Origin of the sequence: Streptomyces sp. NPDC059874, assembly GCF_042731135.1 — a bacterium.
GTDB lineage: Bacteria > Actinomycetota > Actinomycetes > Streptomycetales > Streptomycetaceae > Streptomyces.
Genome location: NZ_JBHWJY010000010.1, coordinates 23506 through 48910, shown reverse-complemented (window position 1 = coordinate 48910; position 25405 = coordinate 23506). Strand labels below are relative to the sequence as shown.

The 25405-nt window shown below is 74.4% G+C and carries 17 protein-coding genes; 10 read left to right on the top strand and 7 right to left on the bottom strand.

Translation table 11 applies throughout. From position 1 onward, the window contains the following. Nucleotides 1-85: 85 nt before the first annotated feature. Both ACFV9H_RS08350 and ACFV9H_RS08345 read right to left on the bottom strand, forming a co-directional pair. On the bottom strand, nt 86-1660 hold the full coding sequence (locus tag ACFV9H_RS08350; RefSeq protein WP_385395052.1) for a carboxylesterase/lipase family protein: 1575 nt from the start codon (nt 1658-1660) through the stop codon (nt 86-88). A gap of 103 nt (nt 1661-1763) precedes the next feature. Continuing rightward, nucleotides 1764-2456, bottom strand: a complete 693-nt coding sequence (locus tag ACFV9H_RS08345; RefSeq protein ID WP_385395050.1) for a phosphatase PAP2 family protein — start codon at nt 2454-2456, stop codon at nt 1764-1766. A gap of 1463 nt (nt 2457-3919) precedes the next feature. Between ACFV9H_RS08345 and ACFV9H_RS08340 the strand changes: the two genes are divergently transcribed. The 3 genes from ACFV9H_RS08340 to ACFV9H_RS08330 all read left to right on the top strand — a co-directional run bounded on the left by ACFV9H_RS08340 (nt 3920) and on the right by ACFV9H_RS08330 (nt 7750). Beyond that, nucleotides 3920-5170, top strand: a complete 1251-nt coding sequence (locus tag ACFV9H_RS08340) for an MFS transporter (protein ID WP_385395047.1) — start codon at nt 3920-3922, stop codon at nt 5168-5170. Nucleotides 5171-5270: 100 nt separating this feature from the next. Beyond that, nucleotides 5271-6182, top strand: a complete 912-nt coding sequence (gene surE / locus ACFV9H_RS08335; RefSeq protein ID WP_385395045.1) for a 5'/3'-nucleotidase SurE — start codon at nt 5271-5273, stop codon at nt 6180-6182. Continuing rightward, the gene (locus ACFV9H_RS08330) at nt 6179-7750 is read left to right on the top strand and encodes a carboxylesterase/lipase family protein (RefSeq protein WP_385395043.1); all 1572 of its coding nucleotides are present in this window, start codon (nt 6179-6181) and stop codon (nt 7748-7750) included. Before surE ends, ACFV9H_RS08330 begins: the two co-directional genes overlap by 4 nt. A 162-nt stretch (nt 7751-7912) precedes the next feature. On the opposite strand, the gene ACFV9H_RS08325 is transcribed toward ACFV9H_RS08330, so the two are convergent. Beyond that, nucleotides 7913-8686, bottom strand: a complete 774-nt coding sequence (locus tag ACFV9H_RS08325; protein ID WP_385395040.1) for a hypothetical protein — start codon at nt 8684-8686, stop codon at nt 7913-7915. A gap of 66 nt (nt 8687-8752) precedes the next feature. Beyond that, the gene (locus tag ACFV9H_RS08320) at nt 8753-9826 is read right to left on the bottom strand and encodes a DUF2330 domain-containing protein (RefSeq protein WP_385395038.1); all 1074 of its coding nucleotides are present in this window, start codon (nt 9824-9826) and stop codon (nt 8753-8755) included. A gap of 86 nt (nt 9827-9912) precedes the next feature. On the opposite strand from ACFV9H_RS08320, the gene ACFV9H_RS08315 reads away from it, so the two are divergent. Both ACFV9H_RS08315 and ACFV9H_RS08310 read left to right on the top strand, forming a co-directional pair. After that, nucleotides 9913-10422: a hypothetical protein gene (locus tag ACFV9H_RS08315; RefSeq protein ID WP_385395035.1), complete on the top strand. Its 510-nt coding sequence runs from the start codon at nt 9913-9915 to the stop codon at nt 10420-10422. A gap of 81 nt (nt 10423-10503) precedes the next feature. Then, a complete protein-coding gene (locus ACFV9H_RS08310; protein ID WP_385395033.1) occupies nt 10504-12105 on the top strand; it encodes a hypothetical protein in 1602 nt (533 codons plus the stop codon). Here ACFV9H_RS08310 and ACFV9H_RS08305 read toward each other — a convergent pair. Next, nucleotides 12069-12782, bottom strand: coding sequence for a response regulator (locus tag ACFV9H_RS08305; RefSeq protein WP_385395031.1), 714 nt, complete (start codon nt 12780-12782; stop codon nt 12069-12071). The genes ACFV9H_RS08310 and ACFV9H_RS08305 overlap by 37 nt on opposite strands. Before the next feature lie 518 nt (nt 12783-13300). Beyond that, a complete protein-coding gene (locus ACFV9H_RS08300; RefSeq protein WP_385395029.1) occupies nt 13301-14191 on the bottom strand; it encodes a sensor histidine kinase in 891 nt (296 codons plus the stop codon). A 130-nt stretch (nt 14192-14321) separates the two neighbouring features. On the opposite strand from ACFV9H_RS08300, the gene ACFV9H_RS08295 reads away from it, so the two are divergent. Together ACFV9H_RS08295 and ACFV9H_RS08290 are read left to right on the top strand one after the other, a co-directional pair. Further along, nucleotides 14322-15032 (top strand): ABC transporter ATP-binding protein, encoded by a 711-nt coding sequence (locus ACFV9H_RS08295; RefSeq protein WP_385395027.1) that lies wholly within the window; start codon nt 14322-14324, stop codon nt 15030-15032. Next, nucleotides 15029-17335, top strand: coding sequence for an FtsX-like permease family protein (locus ACFV9H_RS08290; protein ID WP_385395024.1), 2307 nt, complete (start codon nt 15029-15031; stop codon nt 17333-17335). The genes ACFV9H_RS08295 and ACFV9H_RS08290 overlap by 4 nt, the downstream gene beginning before the upstream one ends. Before the next feature lie 26 nt (nt 17336-17361). Here the strand turns inward: ACFV9H_RS08290 and ACFV9H_RS08285 are convergent, their stop codons facing one another. Beyond that, on the bottom strand, nt 17362-18096 hold the full coding sequence (locus ACFV9H_RS08285) for an ABC transporter ATP-binding protein (RefSeq protein WP_385395022.1): 735 nt from the start codon (nt 18094-18096) through the stop codon (nt 17362-17364). A 173-nt stretch (nt 18097-18269) separates the two neighbouring features. On the opposite strand from ACFV9H_RS08285, the gene ACFV9H_RS08280 reads away from it, so the two are divergent. From ACFV9H_RS08280 to ACFV9H_RS08270, 3 genes are read left to right on the top strand one after another with little or no spacing between them, the layout of a single operon-like run. Next, a complete protein-coding gene (locus ACFV9H_RS08280; RefSeq protein ID WP_385395019.1) occupies nt 18270-21602 on the top strand; it encodes an FtsX-like permease family protein in 3333 nt (1110 codons plus the stop codon). Further along, nucleotides 21599-24409, top strand: coding sequence for a hypothetical protein (locus tag ACFV9H_RS08275; protein WP_385395016.1), 2811 nt, complete (start codon nt 21599-21601; stop codon nt 24407-24409). Before ACFV9H_RS08280 ends, ACFV9H_RS08275 begins: the two co-directional genes overlap by 4 nt. Continuing rightward, on the top strand, nt 24406-25365 hold the full coding sequence (locus ACFV9H_RS08270; protein WP_385395013.1) for an ABC transporter ATP-binding protein: 960 nt from the start codon (nt 24406-24408) through the stop codon (nt 25363-25365). The genes ACFV9H_RS08275 and ACFV9H_RS08270 overlap by 4 nt, the downstream gene beginning before the upstream one ends. Nucleotides 25366-25405: the final 40 nt, after the last annotated feature.

Here is a 25405-nt window from a genome sequence, read left to right as displayed (position 1 = left end):
TTAACCTACCTTCTTTAGGTTACACGAGTTAGGAAAGGAGGCCGGGTTCCGGGGTTCCGGGGTCACGCGGGCGGGGCTTCCGGCGTCACGCGGGCCGGCGCCCGGGCCCGTGCAGGAGGCGGGAGGCGCCCGCGAGGTCACCGAGGGCCGTCACGACCGAGTCGAAGCGCATCGTGGTGCGGGTCCTCGTGTCGTACGGGTCCCACGTCGGCATGCCCGGATGGTTCGGGTCGCCCGTCCGAACGAACGCGATCCAGGCCCGGTGCATCGTGTGCGCGAGGCCGTCCCGGACGGCGGGTGCCAGCCCGGTCAGGAAGGGCGCGTGCGACCACTGGTCGAAGTTGTCGAAGACGAAGGGGAGTTCGAGGCAGTGCGCGGCGCCGAGCCGCCCCTCGTGCGCGGGGGTCGGAAGGTCGAACTGGTACGCCCACACCGGTCGGCCCGCCTCGGCCCTGGCCTCGGCCAGGCGGACGGCGGGGACGCGGAAGAGCTCGTCGGTGATGAGGTCCATGAGGACATCGGCCGGCCGGGCTCCGGGGCGGGCCCGCTCGTAGGCCGCGTACACCTCGGCCGCCGCCGACTCCCCGAATGTCTCCGCGATCCGGCCCGTGACCTGCTCGCGGGTGGCGGCGGCGTACCCCTCGTCGAGGGCGAAGCCGAAGTTGGCCTCCTCTCGCGTCCACCCGATCATGACGTCGATACCGGCCGCCGCGGCGGCCGGCAGGGCCTCGGCCGGGTGGTGGCGCAGGGTGATCCCGTCGATCACGGGCAGGAAGGGGGTCGGCCAGTACCCCCAGCGCATCGTCCGGGCGAACAGTCCGGCGCCCGCGCCGATCAGGGCCTGCCAGGGGAGGGCGCGGAGTTCGTGCACGTCCTTGGCTCCCGCCAACTCCAGGTATGCGGCGGTGCGTTCGAGGTACGCGTCCGGGCCGGGGAGCTCCAGCCCGAGGGGTGGGCTCTGCAGGATCACCCGCCGGATCAGACCCCGCGCCTGCGGGTGTCCGGCGAGCGCGGCGGTGGACACCGCGCCGCCGGACTGGCCGGCGACCGTGATGTGGTCCGGGTCGCCGCCGAACGAGGCGATGTTCTCCTTCACCCAGCGCAGGGCGGCAAGCTGGTCGGTGAGCCAGTAATTGCCCCCCTCGTCGGGCGCGTCGGCCGTGTCGGACGCGGCCGTGTCGACCGCGCCGCCCTGAGGACCGAAGTAGAGGTAACCCAGGGGCCCGATGCGGTAGTTGATGCTCACGACGACGAGGTCGCCGTCACGCGCGAAGGTCGCCCCGGAGTAGCCGGGCAGCGAGCCCGAGCCGGAGACGAAACCTCCGCCGTGGATCCAGACGAGCACGGGCCGGCGGGCCGCGTCGGGGGCGGGCGTCCAGATGTTGAGGGTCAGGCAGTCCTCGTCGAAGGGGGGCGCCCCGTGCCCGCCGAGCACCGGGTCGCCCTCCTCCAGGTACATCTGCGGAGCGCTGGGTCCGTCCGTGGTGGCGTCCCGGATCCCGCTCCAGCCGGGGTGCGGGCGCGCGGGCCTCCAGCGGAGGTCACCGACCGGCGGTTCGGCGTAGGGCACTGCCCGGAAGACGGTGACGCCGTCCTCGACCGCCCCACGGAGGCGGCCTGCGGGCGGGTCCACCAGCACATGGTCTGGGGAGTGGGACATGAGCGGATCCTTCCTGGCTGCGCACCGGATGCGGACCGGCAGCACAGTGGTGATTATTGCGTAATTCTCGCGAGCGTCAACACTTCTCGATATCGCTGGGTGCTCACAGCCAGAGGCTGCCCGCGGCCATGCGCCGTGCCTCCTCCTCCAGCATCGGCGCGAAGGCCCGCCACAGCACCAGGCACGTCCCCGCGCCGAGAACGACACCGGCCACGGTGTCGCTGAGCCACTGGGCGTGCAGCCAGACCCGGCTCGCCATCATGGCGACGACGTACGCGCCACCGACCGGCCACCACCAGCGCCGGGCGCGCGGCGGGAAGACCACCACGGCGACGACGATCACCAGCGTGACCGCGCTGAACACCTGCCCGGAGGGGTACGAACCGTCGTTGACCAGCACCGCCGGGTACGGGGGGCGGGGGCGGCCGGCGAGCTGCTTGAGTGGCAGGAGCACGAGCACGTTCGCGACGACGGCCGCGGTGAACACGAACAGCCCTGAGCGCCAGCGTCCGTAGACGCAGAGACAGCCGATCAGCGCGAGCGGCAGGACCAGGCCGAAGGGGCCGCCGAGCCGGTCGAGGAGCAGCACGACCCCGTCGGCCGAGCCGCTCGCCGAGGCGGCCCAGTGGTCGTCGACGCCCTGGAAGAAGGGGCGGCCGCCCAGCCGGAGCATCAGGGCGACGAGGAGCGAGAGGAGCAGGAAACCGATCCCGAGGGCGAGCGCGCCGCGCGGCGGAGGCGCGGGGAGGTGATGACGCGGGGGCGGCAGAAGGGAGGACGGGGACGAGGGCGACATGGTGGGCCTTTCACGATCACGGGGAAAGCAGGAGCGGAGCCTGGGGCCGAGACGCTTGGCGCGGGCGGGGAGCCGGAAGGGGGACCGGAGCGGAGCACGGGCAGGGCGCGCGGGGTCAGGCGACGGTGACAGCGACCGGGCAGAGGGGAGGCCGCGCCCCGGAGTGAGGGCACGAGCGGGACCGGAAGCGAAACGGTCCAGAGCGGGAGCGGGGGCAGAGCAGGGCCGGAGCGGAGCGGGAACCGCGCCGGAGGGGAGCGCAGTAGGGACGGGCCTGGAGCGGTCGGGCGCGGAGTAGGGGAACCGGGCGAAGGGGACCCTGGCCGAAGCGCAGGGGTACACGACGACTGCGGGCCAGCCGCCCCCGGGCACCACCCGAAGGGGCCTGGGGTTCCCCGCGAAGTCCGCGCTGGATCACGCGGGCACGCCGCGGCCGCCGGGGTCACCGGGGTTCACCGGGGTCGCGGGAACCGTCGGGGTCACAGGGGCCGCTGGGGTTGCCGGGGTCGTGGGGATCGTCGGGGTCGCCGGGGTCACCGGGGTCACCGGGGTCACCGGCCACGAGGGATACCCCGAACGGCCCGAGAGGTGCCCCACCCCGCGGATCACGCGGGGACGGAGCCGGCCACCGGGGTTGCCGGCTACGGCGCCACCCAGGAGAGCCCGGAAGCACCCCCTCCAAGTCCTTTGCGGATCACGCGGGCACCCGCCGGCGACCGCCGATGTCGCCGGCCACGGATGCCACCCCGGAGGGGCCGGGAGTGCCCCCCAAGCCCCGGCGGATCGCACTGGCACGCAGCCGGCCACCGGGATTGCCGGCCAGGAGCACCTGGGCGCCCCCTCCGAGTCCCACGTGGGTAACGCGGGTACGGAGCCGGCCACCAGGATGGCCGGCCACGGCGCCACCCAGGAGGGCCCTGGGGTACGCCCGCGAAGTGCACGCCGGATCGCGGCGGTCGGCGGGGTGCGCCGCGAGGCCGAGGAGCGCCCCACGCATCGGACGCCAGTCACCCTTCGGGGCTCCGACAACGCGCCGCGCCAGGCACGCTCTCGGCACGTCGGGTGCGACCGCGCCCTCGCGACACGCCGGGGGCGGTGCGAAGGCGTCGCTCCGCTTCGCGTCGCGGCACGGAGTATTGCGGACCAGTGACGGCCGCCACAAGGCCAACAGGAACATCGGTCGGATCTGCCCTGCTCAGCGCCCTCGGGGCCGCGCACACCCGCCCCCACTCCACCCACCCACCGCCGATCACGATTCACACACCGACCGTCCGGGGGATCTGGCGGAGGCCGGAAATGGGTGCTACACAGTGTCCAGCGCACTTGGTGACACGTGTAACAACATCAAGTGAACCGCGCTCTTCTGCCACACCTCCCGGCGACACGTTCGCCCCCGCGTCCGCTCCCAGGACGCCCCTCCCCCACGCAAGCCACCTCCCCGCTCCGTCCCCCGAGGAGTCGTCATGGCCACGCACGAAGTCGCCGATCCGCCCGTCCCGGTCCCCGCCGAGCCTCCCCGCCAGCGTGGGCTCCTGCCCCTGCTCCTGGTCGCCAACTCCGCCTTGATGGCGGTCTACATGGGAGTCGGCTCCGTCCTCCTCCCCACCCAGATCGCCGCGATAGACCCCGAGAACAAGGTCGCCGTCCTCGGCCTCATCGGCGGAATCAGCGCGATCTTCGCGACCGCCTTCAACCCGATCGCCGGCGCCCTCTCCGACCGCAAGGGCCGCCGCAATCCCTGGATCCTGGGCGGCGCCCTCGGGGCGCTCGCCTGCCTGGCCCTCCTCGGCAACGTGGCCACCGCGCTGCTCGTCGGCATCGGCTGGTGTCTGGTCCAGGCGACCATGAACATCTACCAGGCCGCCGTCACCGCGATCGTGCCCGACCGCGTCCCCGCCGCCCGCCGCGGCACCGCGTCCGCCCTGGTGGGCCTCGGCCTGCCCATCGGCGGTACGGTCGGAGTGCTGGTCGCCTCGCAGACCGCGGCCCACCTGCGCACCGGCTACCTCATCTTCGGCGCGATCGTCGCCGTATCCGCCCTGCTGCTGACCACCCTGTGCCGTGACGTCCCGCGCGCCGAGCCCGCCCCCGCGGCCCCCAAGGCCAAGGGAGCCCAACTAGCCGCCTTCCTCTCGGCGTTGGCGAACCACGACTTCCGATGGGCCTTCATCGGTCGCGCCCTGATGGTCCTCGGCTACTTCTCCGTCGTCGGCTACCAGCTGTACATCCTGGGCGACCACATCAAGCTGCCCTCCGGGCTGACCCCGCCGGCCGCGATGGCCGTGCTCACCCCGGTGTCGATGGTCGCGATGGCCGTCTCCACCCTGCTGGGCGGCATGCTGTCCGACCGCTGGAACCGCCGCAAGGTGTTCGTCGGCGTCTCCGCCGCCCTCGCCGGACTCGTCATGGTGGTCCCCGTCGTCAGCCCGACCTGGACCGGGATGCTCGTGTTCAGCGCACTCAACGGACTCGCCTTCGGCTGTTTCATGGCCGTCGACACCGCGCTCGTCACGCTGGTCCTCCCCAGCGCCGAGGACGCGGCCCGCGACATGGGCGTGCTCAACATCGCGAACGCCGGACCGCAGATCATCGCCCCCTTCGTCGCCTCGGCGATCGTCACCGGCCTCGGCGGCTACACCCCGCTCTTCCTGGCCGGCGGCGCCCTCTCCCTGATCGGCGCGCTCGCCATCCTGCCGATCCGCAGCGTGCGCTGACCTCCCCTGCTCCGGCGGGCGCGCGCCGAGGGTCGCGCGCTCGCCGGTCTCCACCCCGGTTCACCCTCTTCCGCCGCAACTCCCCTCCGAGGAGCAATCCGTGAGTCTCAAGCGAGTTCTGCCCCTGGCCGCCCTGATGCTGTGCACGCCGGCGTTGACCGGGACGGCGCCCGCCCTCGCCTCACCGCAAGAGGAGGCCGCGTCCGGCGGCCCGCTGCGGATCCTGCTCACCAACGACGACGGCTACAACGCGCCCGGAATCCGCAAGGCCTTCGAGCGGCTGACCGCCGCCGGGCACGACGTCACGATCGTCGCGCCGCTCACCAACCAGAGCGGCACCGGTACGAAGATGATGAGCGCCCCCTCGGTCACGGTGAAGCACCCCGAGCCCAAGGTGTGGGCCGTCGACGGCACTCCGGGCGACTCGGTCGCCTTCGGCCTGGCCGAGGTCTTCGCGGACCGGGCCCCCGACCTGGTCGTCTCGGGCACCAACTTCGGCCCGAACGTGGCGGGTCTCGCCACGCACTCCGGTACGGTCGGCGGCGCCGTCGCAGCCCTGGAGCACGGGGTGCCCGCCATCGCGCTGAGCACCGGCGGTGTCTCCGCTCCCGACCCGGTCACCACCGTCAACGCGATGGGCCCGACCCTCGACTTCGCGGTCAAGCTCATCGACCGGCTGCGCTCGCGGGCCCGCTCCGGTCCGCTGCTGCCCCAGGGCGTGGGCCTGAACGTCAACCACCCCGTGGTCGGCGCGGACGGCAAGGGCACCGCGGCCGGTGTGGCCGCCACCTTCCAGGACCCGCAGACCATCCTGGAGCCGGACTTCACGGACGCCGGCGACGGCACTTGGAAGGTGACCGTCAAGGTGGACCTGCGCCCCGCGGCCAAGGGCGGCGACGTCGAGGCCGTGAGCGCGGGCCGGATCGCGGTCAGCCCGATGAACGCGGACTGGAACACCGGTCCCGCCGACACCGCCCTGGCCTCCGTCCTGATCGCAGGGCTCCGTCCGTGAACCGACGGAGCAGACCCCTGCTCTGCACCGCCCTCGCCCTGGCGGCCGCCCTGCTCGGCTCGGTCGTGCCGGCGGCGGCGCAGGGCGGCGGCTCCCCGCGCCCGGTGGTCACCGTCGCGCAGGGCGGCCTGCGCGGTCAGGAGGCGGGCGGAGCACAGGAGTTCCTCGGTGTCCCGTACGCCGCTCCCCCGGTCGGCGCCGCCCGGCTGCGGGCGCCGCAGCCGCAGCCCCGGTGGCACGGGGTGCGGGAGGCCGTCGAACAGGCCCCGGCGTGCCTGCAGTTCTCGCCGTACGGGCTGCGCGATCCGCTGGCCGTCAGCGAGGACTGCCTGTACCTGGACGTGTACCGGCCCCGGACGGCCCGCCCGGGAGCCCGCCTCCCGGTGGTGTTCTGGATGCACGGAGGTGCGTACAGCCAGGGCACGGGGACGCAGTTCGGCGGGCGCACGATGGCCGATCTGACCCAGAGCGTGGTGGTGAGCGTCAACTACCGGCTGGGGCAACTCGGTTATCTGGGGCTGCCCGAGCTGGCCGCGGAGAGCGTGCCGCGCTCCGGGTCCTTCGGGCTGATGGACCAGCTCGCGGCGCTGCGGTGGACGCGGGAGAACATCGCCGCGTTCGGCGGGAATCCGGGGAACGTGACCATCTCCGGGCAGTCCGCGGGCAGTGGTTCCGTGTGCGCGCTGCTCGCCGCTCCGTCGGCCACCGGCCTGTTCCACCGGGCCGTGCTGCAGAGCGGGCCCTGCTCCTTGCTGCGTACGCCCGACAGCGCGAGGGCCGAGGCCGAGGCGCGGGCCTTCGCGGACAAGGTGGGGTGCACGGACCGGGCCGCGGTCACCACGTGCCTGCGCGGCGCCTCCGGTTCGGCCCTGGTCGAGGCCGCCCGGGCGCTGCCCACTTCGGGCCCGGCGTCCGGCGACGGGCTGCTGCCGGTCGAGCCGGCGGCGGCGATCGGGAGCGGGGCGTGGAACAAGGTGCCCGTCCTGATCGGGAGCACCCGTTCCGAGGCCCGCTTCTTCGTCGCGTTGACGCAGCCACGCCTGACGGCCGAGGAGTACGCGGCGCAGATCCTGGCGACGCACGGGGCGGCGGGGCCGGAGGTACTGGCCCGCTATCCGGTGGCGTCGTACGGTTCGCCGTACCTGGCCCTGTCGGCCGTGCTGACCGACTCCTCCTTCGCCTGCCACACCGCGTGGACGGCGCGCACGTTCGCCTCCCAAGTGCCGACGTACGTCTACGAGTTCGACGACCCGGACTCGCCGACGCTGGCGGGGGCGCAGGTGCCGGGACTGGACGAGTCGAACGCGCACAGTGCGGAGCTGGCCTATCTGCACGACTTCACGATGGGCGAGCGGCCACTGACCCCGGTCCAGGTCGGGCTCGCGACTCGGATGAAGCGCTACTGGGGTGCCTTCGCGCGCTTCGGCGCCCCCGTCGTACCGGGTCAGACCCCGTGGCCGGCGGCCGGCTCCGGTGCCACGGTCCTCACTCTCGACCCCGTGGCGACGCGGACGACCACCTCGTTCGAGGCGGACCACCAGTGCGCGTTCTGGCGGTCCCGAGCCTGAGAGGTGTCACCTCGCCAAGGCCGTGACCGCTTGGTTCGCCGGGTCGGCCGGCCGGGCTGCGATGGAGAGAAGGGCGGCCTCCATGGTGGACGCCCTTCTCTCTCTGCTGCCGGCGCGTTCCTTCTGCGGCCGGCCGGCAGGGCATCCCCTCGTGCGGTCCGGTCAGGAAGCGGGCGCGTCCGGCTTCGGCTTCCGCTCGACCTCGGTCACCTGCACGTGCTCCTCCTCCGAAGCTCCGAACGCTTCGACCGTCACCCCGCTGCCGGTGCCGGTGCCGGTGCCGGTGACCTCAAGGGCCAAGTGGCCGCCCATGAAGCGCAAGTCGAGCCTCGCCCGGGGAGCGCCCGCGTGGTTCGGCATCCGGTGGATCCGTGACGCCGGGTAGCCCAGGCCCTGCAGCTTCTCGTGCATCTCCTGGTAGCCGGTCGTCTTCACGTTCTCGAACGCCGCGCTGATGCGCTTGGCGTGCTCGCTGCCGCTGCACTTCTCCATGTCGACCAGCGGCACCTCCTCGACCGGCTTGGGCCTGGCGGCTCCAGGGGTCGGCTCCGGCGGTGCGGGATCGTCGACCAGCGGGACCGGTATGCCGTCCTCGGCGTTCGGGACGCCCGGCGGGGTCTCGCCCGGCCCGTACTCCGGTGTGGGCGAACCCCCGCCCTCCCAACCCGGCAGGTCCTCGGGCTTGGGCACGTCACCCTTGCCGTCGCCGGCCTCGGGGGCGTTCGGGTAGCAGCTCGGCGGGATACGGGTGATCAGCTCGAGGAACCGGATCTCCGGATCGTCGGCGCCGGGCCCGGCCCCGAGCGGGGTCGCCGCCGCGACGGCACTTCCCGCCGGGGTCTGATCCGTGGTGGCGCTCCGAGTGCCGCAGCCGGACAGGACCAGGCAGCCGAGGACGGCCACGAGAACGGACTTCGGGAGGGATGTCGATCGCATGCCCGCATCGTGCAGGACTTCGATCACCGCGCACATGAGTACCCGTACTCACCGCACGTCCGAAGGTCATGACCGCCGGCCGGACCGACGGCGGCGGATCACCACCGTCACCGACACCGCGAGCGCCACGAGCGCGGCGGAGACGGTCAGGAGCCAGACCGGGACGCCGCCCACGGTGAGCAGTTCGCCGTGGTAGACGGTCCTGCGGTACGGGGTGTCCTTGGCGGTGGCGCGCAGTTCGTGGTCGTCGTCGATCCGGCTCGGATCCGGGAACTCCTGGTCGATCGCGGTGAGGAACACCGGTTTGCCGCCCGCGAGTTCGGCGAGCGGGCCGTCGTCGGGGCTGACGGTGCCGGCGAAGGTCACCTTCGGCGCGGCGCCGCCGATCCGGGAGTCGGGTTCCATGCGGTGCTCGGCCAGGACGTAGAGGCCGAGGGACTGCGGGGTCTTGGCCATCCGGGAGAGCCTCATCGGGTAGACCAGCCGGTCGCTGTCGAAGCGGATCCTGAGCGGGTCGAGTTCGCCGCGCAGCTTCTTGCCCGGCGCGCGGGGGGCGAGCCGTACCGCCACGTACTCCCACTTCTGGTCGACGTACGGCTTGACCTCGGTGGCGAGGCGGTCGGGGAGGGTGAAGCCGTTGGACTCCAGCCAGTCCTTCAGGGCGTCCGGGTCGGTGGCGGTCAGCCGGGCGACGTCGAAGTCGCCGAGCCGTTCGCGGCCGACGACGCCGACCGCCGGGTCGCCGGCTCCCGGCAGGGCGGCGCCGGCGCCGTCAGTGATGTTGGAGGAGAAGGGCCAGTCCCTGTCGCGCGGCCAGAAGTAGTGCCGGGTCTTGTGCTGGGGCCGTGTCTGCTCCACCAGCTCGTCGAACAGTTTGCCGTCGCCCAGCTGCACCGTGGCCCGCCCCGGGACCGGCATGATCCAGGCGGCCCGTTCCGCGTCCCCGCGGACGGTGAACCGCATGACGATCTGCTCCGTACGGCCGTCCCAGCGCACGACGGAGGTCTCGCGGTCGACGCCGATCCGGGACTGGCCGTGCGGGACCATCGCCCCGCATCCGCACGCGTAGGCCGGGCTGATGAGGGAGCCCAACTGGGTCGCGAGCAGGGCGAACAGCAGCGTCAGAATTCTTCGTTTCATCCACACGGGGTCTCAGACGGCCGTCCGCGTGATCCGGTTCCTACCCCCCTCGCCGAGGTGCCGGAGCCGGCCTCATACTGTGCTCCATGAAGGGGAGCGAGAAGCCGCAACGTGCTCTGCGGCGCCAGGCCGCGGTGCCGTCGAGCCCGCTGGTTCCGGACGCGGTGGAGGCGGAGATCCAGCGTCACGACTGGGATGCGATCGAGTGCGGCTGCGGCCACTCCGCGGGCCATCTGGTTAATGCGGTGCGTGATGCCGCCGAGGGACATCCCTCCGCGTTCCGCGCGCTGGAGGGGCACGTCTTCTTCGGCGAGGACCTGAAGCCGCCCGCGCCGGCGGCGTGCGGCGTCCTGATGGCCGTGTGGTCCGCGCGCCCGCCCCGGCAGGCGACCCGCGAGGCCCTGCTGTGGACCCTGCTGGCCCTGCTCTGCACCGTGGACGACGGCGGCACCCACGAGGCCGGCCTGCACGGGCAGTGCGCCGCCTTCATCCGCACCGGCATCGACGGCTTCCGCCGCGAACTCACCGCCGCCCCGGGCTCGGGGGCCGCCGCGTACGCCGAGGGCATCCTGGAGATCCTCGGTGTACGGGCCTAGGTGCAGCATCCAACGCCGGTCCCAGCCGTTGACGTGGGCGTCGACGCCCCGACGACGCCCGGCGGCCGCGGGAGCCCGCCCGTGAACCACCTTTTGTGTGGACTCGCCGAGAATCCGGCGCTGCCGGCCCGGCTGGTCGACCGGCTGATCGCGCTCGCCATGGCGGGGGTCGAGGTTCCCGCTCGGTGTCCGTCCCCTGAGTTCCTCGACGAGCTGGTCCGGAACCTGGCCGACCGCGCCGATCTCAGCCCCGCCCAGGTCCGGACCCTGGCCGCGCACCACGAACACACCGCGATCCAGCTCGCCTACGGCGGAACGCTGACCGCCGCCGATGTCGACCCGAAGGTCCAGCCGTACGCGGCCATCGCCCTCCTCGACGAGGGTCGGGGCCTGCCGGAGTGGGCCCGCCTCCTCGCGGTGGATCCGGACCCCGACGTCCGGTGGAAGCTGGCCTCAGTCCCCCAGCTTCCACCGGACGTGTCGGAGACGCTGGCCGCCGACCTCGATCTGGAGGTGGTCGGGGAACTGGCCCTCTGGACGACGAACGAGGCCGTCGCCGCCCGTCTCGCACGACACCCGCACGCCGAGGTCCGCTACGCGACGGCCCGCAACGAGTCCACGCCGTCCACCGCGTTGGCCACCCTCGTCACGGGAGCCGGACTCGCTCCGGCGCGGTCCTGCCTGGTCTGCGACAGCAGGGACGTCCCCTTCGTCCACGACCCGTACTGCCCCGATGCGGACTGCTCGCTCCGGGCGGGCGCCGCCTGCGACGGTACGCACGACTCCACGGTCCACGAGACCTGGCTGGGGGCCCTGCGGAACCCGGCCACGCCGAGCGAGGTGGCGGCCCCGTTCGCCGACTCGCCCTCGATGCTGCTCAGGTGGGCGCTCGCCGAACGGACCGACTTGCCGCAGGACGTGTACGCGCGCCTCGCGCGGGACCCCGTGCCGGGTGTCCGGCAGGCGGTCGCCGGGAATCCGGCGATCGACGAGGGGCTCGTACGGACCCTCGCGGCCGATGCCGCGCGGGAGGAGCTGCGCGCGCTGGCCGGGCATCCGCGGCTGCCGCTGGACGTACTGGTCCGGCTCGCCGGGGCCACGCGGATCGGGCCGACGCTGCTGCCGCGGATCGCCTCCGCCACGGTGGCGGAGCTGGTGGATCTGGCGGCGTCCGCGGACGCCTCCGTGCGCATGCTGGTCGCCGAGCGGCGGGATCTGCCGGACGAGGTGCGGGACGCGCTCGCCGACGATCCCGACGCGGCGGTGGTCAAGGCCGTCGTCCCGCATCCGGGGCTGTCGGAGGGGCAGTTGCGCGCCGTGGTCGCGCGGCACGGCGTACGGGTACTGGCGCGGGCCGCCACCAACCCGGACGCGTCCGGGGGCCTGCTGGCGGAGTTGGCCCGGCACGAGCCGTCCGTGCGGCGGACGATGCGGGCGGTCGCCACGCACCCGAACGCCGGCTCCGAGGCGCTGCTGCCCTGCCTGGCCACCGACGACGAGCGGGCACGGCGCGGAGCGGCCGCCCATCCGGCGCTCGCGGTACCGGTGCTCGTCGGGCTGCTGGACGACGCCGACGCGGACGTCGCCCAGGCGGCGGCCGCGAACCCCTCGCTCCCGCTCTCCGTGATGGAGGACCTGGTCCGCCGCTACGCGGAGCCGGGGGTGACCAGGCCCGTCTCGTAGGCGAGCACCACCGCCTGGGCCCGGTCGCGGAGCGACAACTTCGCGAAGATCCGGGCCACATGCGTCTTCACCGTGGCTTCGCTGAGCGTGAGCTCACGGGCCAGCTCGGCGTTTGAGCGGCCGTGGCCCATCAGGGTCAGCACCTCCCGCTCGCGCGGGGTCAGCGCGGCGAGCTCCCGATGGGCGGCGGCCACCGAGGCGGGGTCCCGCTCGGCGGCGCCCGGCGCGCAGCGTTCCACCAGACGGCGGGTGATCGACGGGGCGAGCAGCGCGTCGCCGGTCCCGACCAGCCGGACGGCGTTGGCGAGGTGTTCGGGGGTGACGTCCTTGAGCAGGAACCCGCTGGCCCCGGCGGCGAGGGCGGCGTAGACGTAGCTGTCGAGGTCGAAGGTGGTCAGCATGATCACCCTGCAGCCGGGGGTCTCGGCGAGGATCCGCCGGGCGGCTTCGAGACCGTCCATGTTCGGCATCCGAATGTCGAGCAACACGACGTCGGGCCGAAGCCGGCGCACCGCGGCCACTGCCTCCACCCCGTCGGCGGCGACACCGACGACGTCGATCCCCCGGGCCATGAGGATCAACCGGAAGCCGGTACGCACGAGCTCCTGATCGTCGGCGATCACGACCCGCGGGGCCGGCGCTGCCGCGGGCGTGGGCACCAGCTCGGACTCGGGCACGGTCCCCCGCACGGGAACGGGCGTCGGCGCGTCGGCAGGCACAGGCCTCTGTTCGGGGTCGGGCGCCGGTGCCGCCGCCGCCACAGGGGCAGCCGTCGGCGTCGGCACGGGCTCAGCCGCAGGCGACGGCACCGGCTCCGACCTCAGTGCCGGCCCGGACGCCGCCGCAGGCACGGGCGCGGGCGCGGCCTCAGGCCCAGGCATCGGGTCGGGCAACAGCCCAGGCACGGGCGACAGCCCCGGCGTCGGGTCGGGCGTCAGCCCCGGCGCGGGCGACAGCCCCGGCGTCGGGTCGGGCGACAGCCCCGGCGCGGGCGACAGCCCCGGCGTCGGGTCGGGCGTCAGCCCCGGCGCGGGCGACAGCTCCGGCGTCAGCCCCGGCGTCGGGCCGGGCGCAACCCCAGCCGGAGGCACTGGCACGGACTCGCCCGCGGGCGACAGCTCCGGCTCTGGCTCCGGCCTCAGTGCGGGCACGGACACGGGCCTCGGCATCGGCGTCGGGTCGGGCTTCGGCGCGGTCACGGGCGGTCCAGGGGGAGGCGGGCCCGGACGCGGTAGCCGCCGCCGAGGCGGCGGCGGGCGTCGAGGTCGCCGCCGTAGACGGCGACGCGCTCGCGCAGGCCGATCAGGCCGCGCCCGGTCCCTCCCGGCTTGGGCGCCGAACCCGTCGAGCCCGCGGAACCGCCCGCAGCCGCCGAACCCGCCGAGCCCGCCGAGCCCGCCGCCGGCGCCGTGGCGGACAGCACGCTCGGCCCGCTGCTCAGCACCTCCACCCGCAGCGCGTGTTCCGCGTACCGCACCGTGACCTCCACCTTGCCCCCGTCTCCGTGTTTGAGCGCGTTCGTCAGCGCCTCCTGGACGATCCGGTACGCCGTGACGTCGATCCCGGCCGGCAGCGGGCGCGGGTCCCCGGATACGCGTACCTCCACCGGCAGGCCGGCGAAGGCGAACTTGTCGATCAGCGGGCTGAGCCTGCCCAGGCTCGGCTGCGGTTCCGTGGCCGCCACGGCGGCGGCCGCGTACGACTCGTCCCTGCCGTCCTGCGCGGGCGCCAACAGCCCGAGCAGGTGGCGTAGTTCGGTCATGGTGGTCCGCCCCGCCGCCTCCACCGCGCTCATCGCCGCCGCGGCCTCCTCCGGGAGGGTGGTCAGCACTTCGCGTGCGGCGCCGGCCTGGACCACCATCAGGCTCACGTTGTGGCTGACGATGTCGTGGAGCTCGGCCGCGATCCTGGCCCGTTCCGCGTCCACCGCGGTACGGGCCGCACTCTCGCGCTCCCGTTCCAGCAGCCAGCCGCGTTCCCCCAGGGCCGCCCGGTGCCCGCGCCGGGCGCGCGCCAAGGCCACGCCCAGCCCGCCCGCCACGGCCGCCGCCACGCATGCGGCGGCCACCGCGATGATCGTTCCCACCCTCGCATCCCCCCGTCCGCTCGGCCGTCATTCTGCCGGACCGCTCGTGTACATCCCCAGGATGACCTGCCCGGACTCTTACATCCGGGGGCTGACGCACCATCCGCGCGCTCCGCCTTAGGTTCGGGCCATGACAACTGATCACGGTAGTGCGGGGCAAGTGGTGGTGCGGCTGGACGGCGTGCACAAGGAGTACGGCGACGCGAAGGCCCTGGACGGGCTGTCGCTGGAGATCCGGGCGGGTGACTCGGTCGCGGTGATGGGTCCCTCAGGCTGCGGCAAGTCCACCCTCCTCAACATGGTGGCCGGCCTGGACCGGCCGACTTCGGGCCTGGTGGAGGTGCACGGCCAGGACCTGGGGCGGCTGAACGAGACCGGACTGGCCCTCTTCCGGCGCCGCAACGTCGGCATGATCTTCCAGTTCTTCAACCTCATCGACGATCTGCCGGCCCTCGACAACGTGTCGCTCGCCGCCCAGTTGACCGGCACCTCGGCCCGGCAGGCCCGCCGCCGGGCCCTGGAGCTGCTCGACGAGCTGGGCGTGGCCGACCGCCGCAACAACTACCCGGCGACACTCAGCGGCGGTGAGCGGCAACGGGTGGCCGTGGCACGGGCCTTGATGAACCGTCCGGCGCTGCTGCTGGCGGACGAGCCGACGGGCGCCCTCGACAGCCGCTCGGGCGAGCAGGTGATGGACCTGCTGATCGATCTCAACCAGATCGGGCAGACCCTGCTGATCGTCACCCACGACCGGCACCTGGCCACCCGCTGCGCCGGCCGGCTGGTCGAGATGGCCGACGGCCGAGTGGCCCGCCAGAGCGCCTTGGAGACGTCGGCGTGAGCGCCGTGTGGAGGGCCTCGCGCGCGGCCGTGAAGCGCCGCCGGGTCCAGACGTTCGTCATCGGGCTGGTCGTCCTGTGCTCCACCACGACTGTGCTGCTCGCGCTGGGGCTGCTCGCCGCCGCCTCGGGACCGTTCGAAAAGGCGTACGCCGCCCAGCGCGGCGCACACGTGGTGGCCTCGTTCGACACCGCGAAGGTCTCGGAGGCCCAACTGGCGCAGACCGCCGGGCGTCCGGGCGTGGAGGCCGCCGCCGGGCCCTTCGGACAGGCCGTCGTCGCCGTTCCCCGGGGCTGGCTCGGGTCACCTGGCGGTTCCCTCAGGGTGGTGGGCCGGGCCGAGCCGGCCGGCCCCGTCGACCGCATCGAGATCCTGCGGGGGCGGTGGGCCACGGCGCCGGGCGAGATCGTCGTCAACTTCTCCTTCGGCGGGACCCCCTTCGCGGAACTGCTCGGCACGAAGCTCACGACCCCCGGCGCCCCGCCCCTGACCGTCGTCGGATTCGCCACCGGCATGAGCAAGTCCGCGGACGCCTGGGTCACGCCCGAGCAACTGGCCGCGCTTCATCCGGCCTCCGCCCAGATGCTCTACCGCTTCACGGACTCCTCGACCGACGCGCAGCTGCGCGACGGGCTCGCCAAGGCGACGGCGGAGCTGCCCGAGGAATCACTGACCAACGCCCAGAGCTACCTCACCCTCAAGCAGGCCTTTTCGGCGCTGGCCGACGCCTATCTCCCCTTCATGTCGCTCTTCGGCGTCCTCGGCCTCCTGGTTTCCGGCCTGATCGTCGGGAACGTGGTCAGCGGGGCGGTCGTCTCGGGGTACCGGCACATCGGCGTTCTCAAGGCGTTGGGCTTCACCCCGAACCAGGTGGTCGCCGTCTACCTGACGATGATGTCCGTGCCCGCGGTCGTCGGCGGCGTCCTCGGCACCCTGCTGGGCAACGCGCTGGCCGGGCCCGTCCTCAAACTCTCCTTCTCGGGCATCGAGACGGGCCGGGCAACCGTCGACACCATCCCCCCGTGGGTGTTCGTCGTCTGCCTGCTGGGCATGCCCGCCCTCGTCCTGCTCGCCGCACTGGTCCCCGCCCTGCGGGCGCACCGGCTGCCCGCCGCCCAGGCGATCAGCGCGGGTGGTGCGCCCCGGACCGGGCGTGGGTTGCGCATCCAGCGGGTGCTGGGCTTCACCGAACTGCCGCGCCCGGTCAGCCTGGGCCTGGGCCAGCCGTTCGCCCGGCCCGGCCGCACGCTCCTGACCGTGGCGGCCATCGTCCTGGGGGTCACCACGGTGACGCTGTCGACCGGGCTGACCAGCACGATGCTCGCACTGGGCAATGCCGGACGGGGCGACGGCGGCGCCCACGTCCTGGTGCACGCGGACGAGCAGGGCGACCGGCCCCTGCCCCTGCTCGGCGACGCGCAGATCGAGGAGCGTCTGCTGTCCCTTCCCGGCGTGCAGCACGTGCGGGCCCGCGGACTGGCCGAGGTGAGCCTGGTCGGGCAGACCCAGCCCGCCTTCGCCAACTTCTACCGCGGGAATCACTCCTTGTACGCCTACGAAATCGTCGAGGGCCGGCTGCCGGACGCGGCAGGGGAGATCGTGGCCGGGCCGTCGTTCCTCACCCAGCGCGGACTGGCGATCGGTGACCGGGTCACCCTGGAGTTGAACGGCAGGCAGGTCCCCACGACCATCGTCGGCAAGCTGATCGAAGGCAACCCGCGGGCCCTGGACGCCACCTGGGAGACCCTGGAGCAGCTGGCACCGGGCTCCCGCGCCATCGAGTACTACGTCCAGCTCTCCCCCGGCGCCGACGCGAACGCCTACGCGGCGGCGGTCGAGGCGGCCGACCCCGGGCTCTCCGTGTCCGTGGGGGGCGGGGGGAGCGCCGCCACGGTCACCGTCGTCACCTTCTCCACGGTGTTCACTGTGCTGCTGGCCCTCGTCGCCTCGCTCGGCGTCTTCAACACGGTCCTGCTGAACACCCGGGAGCGCCGCCGGGACCTGGGCATGCTCAAGTCGATCGGGATGACGCCCCGCCAGGTGGTGGTGATGACGGTGACCTCGGTGGCCGGGCTCGGCGTGGTCGGCGGGCTGCTCGGCATCCCGCTCGGGATACTGGCGCACCGGCTGGTCGTCGACAACGTCGGCATCGTCGCCTTCCCCGAGTACATGAAGGACGTGTGGCACCCCCCGCAGTTGGCCGCGATGCTCCTGGCCGGGGTGGCGATCGCCGTCCTCGGGGCCCTGCTGCCGGCCCGGTCGGCGGCCCGGATGACGATCGCCTCGGTGCTGCACACCGAGTAGGGCGGGCCGCTGCCAAGGGGCGGCCGCTACCTGGGGGAGGCCTCCTGCTCGACGCGATGCTCTTCGACGATGCGACCGTCACGCAGTTCCACGACCCGGTCGGCCAGTTCGATCAGGGCCGGGTCGTGGGTGGCGACCAGGGCGGTGACTCCCTCGCTCCGGACCACCGCCCGCAGCAGCCGCATGATCGACCGGCCGGTCTCGGAATCGAGCTGGCCGGTCGGTTCGTCCGCGATGATCAGGTCGGGCTCGTTGGCGAGGGCGCGGGCCACCGCCACCCGCTGCTGCTGCCCGCCCGAGAGTTCACCGGGCCGCTGGCCCGCGTGTTCGGCCAGGCCCACCAGGGCGAGCAGGGTACGGGCCCGCTCCTCGCGTTGCTGGGCCGGGACCTTCCGCAGCCGCATCGGGACCCCAACGTTCTCCGCCGCCGTCAGGACGGGGATCAGGCCGAAGGACTGGAAGACGAAACCGATCCGGTCGCGGCGCAGCGCCAGCAGTCCCGTCTCGTCCAGCCCGGCGAGGTCGGTGCCGTCGAGGGAGACGGTGCCCGCGCTCGGGGTGTCGAGTCCGCCGACCAGGTTCAGCAGGGTGGTCTTGCCGGAGCCCGACCGCCCCTTGAGCGCGGTGAGTTCACCGCGGCGCACCTCGAAGGAGACGCCGCGCAGCGCGTGCACGGCGTGCGGGCCGCTGCCGAAGCTGCGGTGGACGTCGTCCACGACCACCATCGGCGCGGCGGCCGGATCGTCCTGGTGCTCAGTCATGACGTGTGCTCCCCCTGGAACTAGGACCGGCCGAAACGGACACGCTGGGCCTGTCGTTCGAATTTGCTCACCCGTCACGTCCTTCGCGCAAGTCCCTTCCCCTGTGCGTTCGAATCTGACAACATCGTCCGCTATCCGGTGCCTGAGGTCCGGACGGGGGAGGAACACGGCACATGCTCGGCTTCGTCGTGCGCCGGCTGCGCGGACGACTGCCGCTCGCCGCCGCCGTACTGCTCACCGTACTGATCACCACGACCGTGCTGACCGCCCTGTTCGCGTTCACAAGTGGTGTGGGCGAGGCCGGACTGCGCCAGGCGCTCCAGGGGCCGGGCCGGACCCGGACCACGGTCCTGGTGACCGACGAGCATCCGGCGACCGCGCGCGCCAAGGACGACGAGACCGTACGGGCCTTCGCCGGCGAGCTGTTCGGTCGGCTCCCTGTGGTGGTCGAGAGCCTCGCGCGCAGCCGTTCGTACGGACTGCCCGGCGCACGCACCCCCGGCAAGGACAGCGATCTGACGCTGCTGGCCTCCCTCGACCGGGAGCGGGTGCGGCTCCTCGCGGGGCAGTGGCCGCAGCCGGTCGCGGGGCCGGGCTCCTCGCTCACGCAGGTGGCCGTTCCACCGGCCGCGCTGACCCGGCTCGGACTGACCGAGGCGGCGCTGCCCGCCGAGGTCCGCCTCGACGACCGGTACGGCGGAGCCCCGCTCACCGTGCTCGTCACGGGGGTCTACCGGGCGGCCGACCCCGAGTCCCCGTACTGGCGGCTCGACCCGCTCGGCGGCCGAGAGGTCCAGGTCAGCGCCTTCACCACGTACGGACCGCTGCTCGTCGACGACTCCGCGTTCACGGCGGGCGGGCTGCCGCAGAACAGCCGCGGCAGGCTCCTCACCGCCGACTTCACCACCGTGCGCGCCGCCGAGGCGGCGGCGGTCCGGGAGCGCGCGGCCGCGTCGGCGCCCGGCGCCCGCGGTGGTGCCGGCGGCGGTGCCACCGGGGTGAAGGTCCCGGACGGCTTCCAGGTCAAGACCGAACTTCCGCAGCTGCTGGGCGAGTTGGCTTCCGGGCAGCGCGTCGCCCGGTCCACCCTGCTCGTCGGTGCGCTCCAGCTCGCCGTCCTCGCCGCCGCCGCACTGCTGCTGGTCGCCCACCTCCTGACGGAACGCCAGGAGCCCGAGCGGGTCCTGCTGACGGCGCGCGGCGCCTCACGCCTCCGTCTCGGCGCCCTCGGTGCGGCCGGATCGCTGCTGCTCGCACTGCCTGCCGCCGTGCTCGCGCCCCTGCTCACCCCGCCCCTGCTGCGGCTCCTCGCCGGATTCGGCCCGCCGGTCCGGGTGCCCCTGGACACCTCCGGGACCTGGCTGCTCTGGCCGGTCGCGGGCGGCTGCGCCCTGGGGTGCGTCCTGTTGACCGCGCTGCCCTCCGTACTGCGCGGCGCGGGGGCCGCCGCCCTGCGGCGCAGCGGCCGCCGCCAGGCGGTGGTCGCCGGGGCCGCCCGGTCCGGGGCCGACCTGGCGCTGGTGGCGCTCGCCGTCCTCGCCTACCGGCAGCTCGCGCAGTACAGCGGCGACGACCTCGCGGCCACCGCGTCGGCCGGCGGGCCGGGTGTGGACCCGGTGCTGGTCGCCGCGCCGACCCTGGCCCTGTGCGCGGGCACGTTGCTGGTGCTGCGGCTGCTGCCGTTCGCCGCGCGCCTCGGCGGACGGATCGCCGCACGGGGCCGGGGACTCGGACCGGCGCTGGTCGGCTGGCAGCTCGCCCGCCGGCCGGGACGGGCCACCGGGCCGGTGCTGTTGCTCGTCCTCGCCGTCTCCAGCGGGGTTCTTGCGCTGGGTCAGCAGACCGCCTGGTCCGCATCCCAGCGCGACCAGGCCGAATTCGCCACCGCGGGGGGCCTGCGGATCTCCGGGAGCGCCCTGGCCCCGCTGGGCCGGGGCGGGTTGTACGCGTCACTGCCCGGCGGCGATCGGGTGATCCCGGTGGTCCGCGCCCAGCAGGACCTGCCGGGCGGGCGGGCCGGGCAGGTCCTCGCGCTGGACGCGTCAGGAGTGGCCGAACGGGTGCCGCTGCGCGCCGACCTGCGGGACGGGCGCTCCATGCGGGAGCTGTTCGCCCCGCTCACGGAGGGTGGGTCGGCGGGCGCTTCGGCCGCGGGAACCGGCATCGAACTGCCCGGGCACCCTCGCCGGATCGATCTGGACATCACGGTGCGGACCCCCGATGCGGTGGGCCGCCCCGGCCTCGGGCTGCTGCTGCGCGACCGGTTCGGCCTGACCTACCGTTCGCCGATGCTCCCGCTTCCCGAGTCCGGGGACGCCACCCTCTCGCTGGACCTGGACACCCTGGCCGGGGCCCCGCTGGGGTCGGCCGCCGCGCCACTGCGGATCGCCGGGCTCGTGCTCTCGTACGGGATGCAGGACCTCGGTCCCCGGCCGGACGGGTTCCCGGAGCCCGACGGGCCCGAGCAGTCCGCGGAGCTGACCTTGCGCCGGATCGCGGCCGCCGACAGCCCGGACGGGGCGGCCGTGCCGGTCTCGGGCGCCGCCCCCGACTGGACGCTGAAGGCCCCGCCGCCGACCCGTGGCGGCCAGGCTGCCGAGCTGCTCCCGGCCGGGCCGGAAGGATCGGGCGGCCCCGCGCTGCTCCGGGTCCGCTACCGGGGCGGCACGGGCACCGTCGGGGGTGTGCAGCTGGGGCTGTTGGTGGGCGCCGCCCCGGCGGCCGAGGTGCCGGGGATCGCCACCCGCGCCTACCTCGCCGCGGTCGGCGCGGCCGTGGGCGACCTCGTGCCCGTGCCGCTGGGCGGGGCCACGGTGCCGGTGCGGATCACCGCGGCCGTCGGTTCGCTGCCGGTGGCCGGTGACACCGCCGTGGCCGTCGATCTGGCCGCGGCCGGGCGGCTGTTGGCGGCCGACGGCGGGCGGGAGCTGCCCGCGACCGCCGAGTGGTGGCTGCCGGCGGCCTCCGCCGACGACCCGGCCCCCGCGCGGGCCGCCGCCGAGCTGCGCTCCGGTGCGGGGGCGCAGCAGGTGGAGCTGCGCGATGAGGTGGCGGCGGCGCTGCTGGACGATCCGCTGAGCGCGGGCCCGCAGAGCGCGCTGGCCGCCCTCGCGGTGGCCTGTGCGGTGCTGGCCGCGATCGGTTTCGGGGCGTCCGCGGCGGCGGCCGGGCGGGAGCGGACCGGGGAGTTCGCGGTGCTGCGGGCGCTGGGGGCGCCCCGGCGGAGGCTGGCCCGGACGGCCGCTGCCGAGAGCTGTGTGCTGGTCGGCCTGGGGACGGCCGTCGGGGTGGGGCTGGGCGCGGCCATCGTCCACCTGGTGGTGCCGCTGATGGTGCTGACACCCGCCGCGCGGCGTCCGGTCCCGCGGGTGCTGGTGGACCTGCCGGGCGGAGAAACGTTGCTGCTCGCCGTCGCGATCGCCGCGGTGCCGCTGCTGTCGGCCGTACTGGGCGGCCGCCGAGACCGAGGCGTGGCCGACCGGCTGCGGCACGTGGAGGAGTCATGAGCCGCCCGCCGTCATCCGGGGCCCGGGCCGGGCGGGACCGTGCCGTCACGGGTCGGCCCGCGCCCTGGGTGTGGACTCGACTGCGTGCGGCGCCGCTGAGCGCGTTGCTCGGTGCCGCGCTCGTCTTCGTTTCCGTCCTGCTGGCGGCCGCCCTGCCCCGGGCCGTCGACCGCGGCGCCGACCAGGCACTGCGCGCGTTCCTGCACGACCAGGGCCCCGGTCCGACGAGCCTGTTCGCCAACACGACCTCCCGGGGCGGGCTCGCGACCCCGCAGGAACTCGACTCCGCCCTGGCCACCCTGACCGAGACGACGCGCACCCGCGGTTCGTTCCGGCTCGCCCCCAGCGGTCCCGTGCACGGCGCCGTCGGCGTGAAGGCCCGCGACCTGGCGAACCCGGGGTTGTCCCGGCCCGAGGGCATCGACCCCCGGCTGACCCTGGCGTACCTGCCCGAGGTGGCCGCCCACGTGTCGCTGGTGGCGGGGCGCTGGCCGGCGGGCACCGGCTCCCCCGACGGCCCGATCCAGGTGGTCCTGTCGCGTGCCGCCTCCGAGACCCTGGGGGCCCCGCTCGGTACCGTGCTGGAGTCCACGCCGACCCTTTCCGGCACGATCCGCGCCGAGGTCGTCGGCCTCTACGACGCGGCCGACGCCGGCGGCGTCTACTGGACCGACCTGCCCTGCCTGACCAAGGCCTGCCAGACCCTGACCACCACCTCCCCGCCTCAGGCGTACTGGGCGACCGCCGCCCTCGTCGGCCCGGAGGGGCGCGACCGGATCGCCGCCTGGGGCGAGGGCATCCAGTACTTCTGGCGGCTCCCGGTGGACACCGCCGCGCTTCGGGCCGATCAACTGCCGCGCACCGGCACGGAGATCGCCTCCTTCGTCGCCGGCCCCACCGCCTCCGAGCTCGGATCGGCGCTCAAACGGCCCGACCTGCACATCGCGTCCCGCCTTCCGGAGCTCTTCCAGCGGGCCGAGGCCCGGCGGCAGGGCGCCGCCCCGCTCGCCGCGATCGGCCCCGCCGGGGTCGCCGGGGTGGCCGTCGTCGTCTTCTGTCTGACCGCCGCGCTGGGCGGCGACCGGCGCGAGGCCGAGCTGCGGCTGCTGCTCGCGCGCGGCGGCTCGCGCCGCTCCATCGTGCGCCGCCTTCTCGGCGAGGGTGCCGTCACCGTCCTGCCCGCGGCCGCGGCGGCCACCTGGCTCGCCGTGGCCCTGCTGCCGACACCGCGGCTGACGGCCTCGCTGATCGCGGCGTCCGCCGTCACCCTGCTCGCGCTCGTGGCCCTGCCCGTACGGGCATACGCGCTGCTGTCGGGTCCGCGCGGGCCGAGCCCGCGCAGGCGGCTCGTGGCCGAACTGCTGGTCTTCGCCGCCACCGCGGCCGCCGTGTTCGAGGTGCGCACGCGCGGGGTCGCCCCCGAAGGCGCGGGGCTGGACCCGCTGCTCGTCGCCGCCCCGCTGCTGCTCGCCCTGTCCGGCGGGCTCGTGCTGGCCCGGCTCCAGCCGGCCCTCGTCGGAGCGCCCGCCCGGGCGGCGGGCCGACGCTCCGGCCTGGTCGGGTTCCTCGGGCTGGCCCGCGCCGCGCGGGGCGCCGGAAGCTCCGGGGTCGGGGCCGGCGGGCAAGGGCAAGGGCGGGGGCGGCCCTCGGCGCTGCCGCTGATCGCGCTGCTGCTGGCCGTCACCACGGGCGGCTTCGGCGCCACGGTGCTGGCGGCGGTGGACACCGCCCGGCTCCAGGTGGCCCGGCAGGCGGTCGGCGGCGACGCCCACATCGCCGCGCCCCCCGGGGACGCGGTGCCGGAGGAACTGGTCAAGGCCGCCGGCGCGCTGCCCGGCGTACGGACCGCGACCTCGGTGCGGCTGGACGACGACGCCTTCCTCTTCGGCACCGGGCGCGGCTCCACGCACGTCACGGTGGTGGTCGTCGACCCGGAGTCCTACGCACGCCTGTCCCGGACCGTCGGGCGAGGCCGGTTCGACCCGGCCGTGCTCACCGCCGGCGCCTCCGGCGCTCCGATCCCCGCGCTGTTCAGCAGTGACCTGATGGGGCGGCAGGATCTGGCCGGGCGGGCCGCCGGGGAAGCCTTCCGGCTCCTGGTCGGCGGTGAGGAACTCCGGGTCACGGCCGCCGGGGTGATCAACGGCACGCCGGCGATGCCGGGCCCCGGCACCGCCACCCTGGTCCTGCCGGTCGGCCCGACCGCGGCCGTGACCCCCAAGGCCGCGCATCCCAACCGGTGGTACGCGATCGGCCCGCTCGACGGCGACCGGCTGGCCGAGTTGGTCCGCGCCAAGGCTCCGGCCGCGGCCGCCGAGCACTACCTGGTGGGGACGAGCGCCGCCTCGGTCGCGGAGCTCGCCGGGGATCCGCTCCAGCACTCGGCCGGACGGCTTTTCTGGGCGTCGGTGGCGGGCGCCGCGGGATTCGCCCTGCTCGCCGTGCTGCTGACCCTGGTGCGCGCCGCGCCGGAGCGGGCGGCGCTGCTGGCGCGGCTGCGCACGATGGGCCTGCGGCCCCGGCAGGGCGTGGCGCTGATCCTGGCGGAGGCACTGCCACAGGCGCTGCTCGCCGCGTTCGGCGGCGGACTGGTCGCGGCGGCGGCCGTGGCGTTGCTGGGCCCGGCCGTGGACCTGTCCGCACTGGTCGGCGCGGACGTCCCGATCGGGATGCCGATCGCCGCGGCGCCGGTGCTGACGCAGGCGCTGGGCGTGGCGGTCCTGGTCGCCGCGGCCGTACTGGCGGAGGCGGCGATATCCGGCAGGCGACAGATCACCACCGAGTTGAGAGCGGGAGACCAGCGGTGAACACCGACCAGCCGACCTACGAAGAGCTGCGCCGGCAGGCCTTGGCCGCCGCCGAGCCCCGTACGACCGGGGCGGACACGGCGATCGCCTGCGACCGCCTGGTGCGCATCTTCAGCACCGCGGGGGTCGAGGTGCAGGCCCTGCAGGGGCTCGAACTGACCGTGGCCCGGGGCGACCTGGTGGCGCTGGTCGGCGCCTCGGGCAGCGGGAAGTCGACGCTGCTGAACATCCTGGCCGGCTTGGACGTCCCCACGGCGGGCACGGCCACCGTGGGCGGCTACGACCTGCTGGAGATGTCGGCCAAGGAGCGGTTGCGCTACCGCCGCGAGGCGGTGGGCTTCGTCTGGCAGCAGACGGCCCGCAACCTGCTGCCTTTCCTGACGGCGGCTCAGAACATCGCCCTGCCCATGCAGTTGCGGGGACGCATGTCGCGCGGCGCGTCCGGCCGCCGCGCGCAGCGGGTGGGGCAGCTGCTCGACGCCCTGGAGATCGGCGACCTCGCGGGCCGTCGCCCGGCCGAGCTGTCCGGTGGCCAGCAGCAGCGGGTGGCCATCGCCGTGGCCATGGCCAACGACCCGAAGGTGCTGCTCGCCGACGAGCCCACCGGTGAGCTGGACTCCGAGACCGGCGCCGCCATCTTCGAGTCCTTCCGCACCGTCAACCGGGAACTGGGCGCCACCGTGGTCATCGTGACCCACGACCCGCTGGTCGCCGGCGAAGTCCGCCGTACGGTCGCCATCCGAGACGGCCGCACGAGCAGCGAGGTCCTGCGGCGCACGGTCACCGACGAGCACGGCGAGGAGTCGGTGAGCGAGCGCGAGTACGTGATGCTGGACCGCACCGGCCGCGTCCAGCTCCCCCAGAAGTTCCTGGAGGCGCTGGGCATGGAACACCGGGTGGCGGTCGACCTGGCCGCCGACCACATCGAGGTCCGCCGCGACGATGCGGAGTCCTGAGCGCGTACGGCCCGTCGGACGCGGAAGGCCTCCTCGCCGG